Source organism: Actinoplanes sp. ATCC 53533 (assembly GCF_003947245.1).
On the sequence record NZ_QHHV01000456.1, the window covers coordinates 1 to 3,686 of the forward strand.

Below are 3,686 nucleotides of genomic sequence, written 5' to 3' on the forward strand. Positions count from 1 at the left end.
CAACTGTCCGAGGACGGAGCTGACGCCGAACGGCTCGACGCTCTGACCGGATACCTACGCGATCAACTGCGGCTACTCGACGTTGAGGACGTGATCGCTATGCGCGCCGGTGGGCCTCCGGCCGGCACTCGGGCGTTCGATGTTGCCGTGGTCGGCGGCCTGCTGGTCACTCTCGGCAAATCGGCGCAAGGGCTGCGCTCGGTAGTAACCGCGATCAAATCATGGCTTGGCCGCAGCGACGGCGTACGCCGAACAGTGCGGCTGGAAATCGGCGGGGACGTCCTCGAGCTGTCCGAAGCAAGCCTCGCCGAACAGGAGAGGCTGATCAAGCTGTTCGTCGACCGGCACGCGGCCGGAGAGGACGGAAAGTGGCCGGCCGCCGAACAGCGCTGATAGTCGCGAACGACGAATACGACCACGAAGGCCTGCGGCGCCTGTCGGCGCCGGCCGCGGACGCGGCGGCGCTCAGCCAGGTCCTCAGTGACCCCCGCATCGGCTCCTTCGAGGTCCAGGTCGTGCACAACCAGCCGGCCCACGCGGTGCAGGTCCGGATCGAGGACCTATTCTCGGAAAGTCGCCCCGACGACCTGCTCCTATTGCACTTCTCCTGCCACGGGCTGAAGAGCGAGTCCGGCGAGCTGTTCTTCGCCGCACGCAACACCCGACCGAACAGGCTCGGCTCCACAGCGATCTCCGCGGAGTTCGTGCAGCGAGGCATGCGCGCGGCACGGTCCCGGAGCATCGTGCTCTTCCTCGACTGTTGTTACGGCGGCGCTTTCAGCCAAGGTGTGGCCGTCCGTGCCACTGAAGATATCAATGTGCTGGACAGCTTTCCCGCTGGGAAGGTCGGCAGCGGGCGAGGCCGTGCGGTCATCACGGCGTCCAGCGCCATGGAGTACTCGTTCGAAGGTGACCGTCTCGCGAACGCGCGCGGCGCGCAGCCGTCGCTGTTCACGGCCGCCGTGGTGGAAGGGCTCGCGAGCGGGGAGGCCGACCGGGATGAGGACGGATGGGTGTCGCTCAACGAACTCTACGACTACGTCTTCGACCGCGTGCGCGACCAAAACCCCAATCAGACTCCGAGCCGGAACGTAGAAATGCAGGGCGAGCTGTACTTGGCCCGAAGCAGCCGGCGCCGGATCCGGCCGCTACCCATCCCAGCTGAAGTCGAGGCGGCGAGGACGGACGCGAACATGTACACCCGCCTCGGCGCGGTGACCGAACTCGGATCACGGCTCGACGGGGAGGATCTGGCGATGGCTGCCGGCGCGTACGAGGCGCTTGTGACCACGATCCGCAGCGATATCCGGTCGGTCGCTGAGGCCGCCAAGGCGGCCGTCGACAAGGCGGCGATCAGGCCGGCCGAGACGTACGTCGACCTCGGACGGTCCCCCCTAGGCGCGCCACCACCACATCACGTCGTCCGGCTGCTCGGTCCACCGATCGCCCGGTTGTACCGAGTGCGCGAGGCAGACGACTGGATCCGGGTGAACGAGATGCCCGGCGCCCTGGGCATCTCGGTTGGTACCGACCAACCCCGCTCGCTCACCGGAACCATCCAGCTCAGAGGGCACATCGGCGAATCCACAATAACCGTCGCCGTCGCCGTCGTACCCCAGCTCGAGGCACCCTCGCCGCCGCCGATCCGTGACCAGACCGCTCACGCACCGGAAGCAATCGGTCGCTCTCCCGTCGTAGGCTGGATTTCCGGGACCCCGCCCACCTCAGGCGCCATCGCGCCACCACCTCATCCGCAGTCGAACACCGGGCCAGCTGCCGAAACCTCCGCCAAGCCGAACCAGGGCGACCCGCTCTACCGCTTCCTGGCACGAAACCTGGGAACCGCTGGCATACCTATCGCAATAGCCGTGGTGCTGTTACTCCTACTGTTGCTCGTCGCAGGCTCACCCTGAGTCGGGCACTTCCGGGACGGTCACGTCCACCGAAGTGGCGCATCACCTGCTAGGGCAAATCGGGCGTCGCGGTTGCTGGTGCTGCTCTTGTTGGTGGCGTCGCGGTCGGTGCATACCTCGCCGGGCGTCAGCAACTGGACCCGCACCTCGGCCTGCACGTCGGCCGGCGCCGCAGTGCACGTCAACGAATTCGCGCTCCCCGCCGCGTCGAACTCGTCCGATGGTGGTGTGTTTCCCGGCCGTAACACATGTCCGCCAGGCGCGTCGACCCAATGCCGGTGAAAAGGCGCACAGTAGATAGCTCATCATCGATCTTGTGGTGGCTGATCGACTCCTGACAGGATCAAGCCATCACTCAAAACCACGGGGAGGCTACAGAGTGTCACACTCGTTCATGAAGCAGTTCACCGGAGCTGCCGCTGCTGCGACCGCGGGATTGCTGCTATTTGCTGCTCCGGCTCAAGCGGCACCTTCAGCCGAAGCGGACGTCGTCGAGCCGACAAAGGCGAGGGCTAGTGCCGCCGAGATCGCGGCGAATAACGCTGAGGTGTGGGCGTCGCTGCCGCCGAACGTGACCATGACGGTCATCGGGAAGATGCCCGAGCTTCGGGGCCCGATCGATCACTACACTCAGGACGGCCCCACGATCACGACAGGATTGACTACTCTAGCGGTGGCCACATTGCCGTACTCCTACACGTTTGATGGAGTGCGCAACCTCGACGGCCGAGAATTCCGATCCACGCGGACGAAGATCTGCAAGGACATTGAAGTCACATGGGATTACCCCGTGGGGTCGCATCACAAGTTTAAAGTTACCCTTCGCGGCTCGAGTGTCACCGTTCCCACTGACGGCGAAGCCCGTTCCTACTGCTGGTCGGGCGTTCCAACGAATACAACTATGCAATTCAACTATGCGTCTACGAATAACACCAGCGGTGACTTCGCATTCGCTTCCGGCAGCGGCCAGGTCCGGTATCCCTGACTCGCGGACCTGTTGAGGATGCGCGGAGGCGACTCGCCTCCGCGCATCCTTGCGTCAGCGGCCGCCGTCAGTCGGCGGATGGCGTCATGATCGACAATCTGGTCAGGTGGGCAAGGTCGGCTGTTGGCGTAAGCTCCACCGTGGTCGCGCCCGCCGCCTTGTCCGCGGACGCTCGCCCGATCGTGACAGCGCCAACCTGATTGCTCTGCTGGGACGGATCCGGCATCAAGACACGGTTGGTCTGGTAGACCTCACCATCTGCGGGAACGTTTTCCATGACCAGCTTTCCGCCGGTGCCACGTACGGAACCCGGAACATTACTGATATTCGTATATACCTGACCTGCGAATCCAGTGCTAGTAACAAGGTCGACAGTGGCTTCGCCACGGACGGCATCGACTGCCGTAACGCGTCCGACCAAACCTTCGGCCACGACAGCTAGTTGACCCTGCCGAACTACCTGGTCCTTCGGGAACACCACGACTATCTGCTGGCCATTCCTGCTAACTACCTCGGCGGGTACGGCCCGCACGTCGCCGTCAACACCGTCCTCGCCAGGCACCTCGAACGCCTTCGTGGCGCTGGCGAACGGTCGCCTCGGCTTGATGAACCCCGCGACCGTCGTCGTCTGCGCGGTCGCAGCGATCGGGAATCGTTCGACAACAAGACGACTGGTAGGTCCGTCCGGGTTTTGCGTCATTTCATCATCGACCGCGGTACTCGACACTCGCACCGCTGTCACGCCCGGCATGGCGATGGCGATGGCGTAGGTGCCCAAGGAGTCATTG

5 protein-coding genes are annotated in these 3,686 nt (G+C 64.4%); 3 read left to right on the forward strand and 2 right to left on the reverse strand.

The annotated features are described in order from the left end of the window. The coding region (locus tag DMB66_RS59060; RefSeq protein WP_125812622.1) for a hypothetical protein at positions 1-393 on the forward strand (393 nt) is incomplete at its 5' end. Then, positions 369-1,913, forward strand: a complete 1,545-nt coding sequence (locus tag DMB66_RS59065; RefSeq protein ID WP_125812623.1) for a caspase family protein — start codon at positions 369-371, stop codon at positions 1,911-1,913. The genes DMB66_RS59060 and DMB66_RS59065, both read left to right, overlap by 25 nt. 20 nt (positions 1,914-1,933) lie before the next feature. Here DMB66_RS59065 and DMB66_RS62145 read toward each other — a convergent pair whose 3' ends face one another. After that, positions 1,934-2,098, reverse strand: coding sequence for a hypothetical protein (locus DMB66_RS62145; RefSeq protein WP_158647730.1), 165 nt, complete (start codon positions 2,096-2,098; stop codon positions 1,934-1,936). Positions 2,099-2,307: 209 nt separating this feature from the next. Here DMB66_RS62145 and DMB66_RS62150 point away from each other — a divergent pair, with 209 nt between their 5' ends. Next, the gene (locus tag DMB66_RS62150; protein WP_158647731.1) at positions 2,308-2,898 is read left to right on the forward strand and encodes a hypothetical protein; all 591 of its coding nucleotides are present in this window, start codon (positions 2,308-2,310) and stop codon (positions 2,896-2,898) included. Positions 2,899-2,965: 67 nt separating this feature from the next. Here the strand turns inward: DMB66_RS62150 and DMB66_RS59070 are convergent. Beyond that, positions 2,966-3,686: rod shape-determining protein MreC (locus DMB66_RS59070; protein ID WP_370321530.1), on the reverse strand; the 721-nt coding region annotated here is incomplete at its 5' end.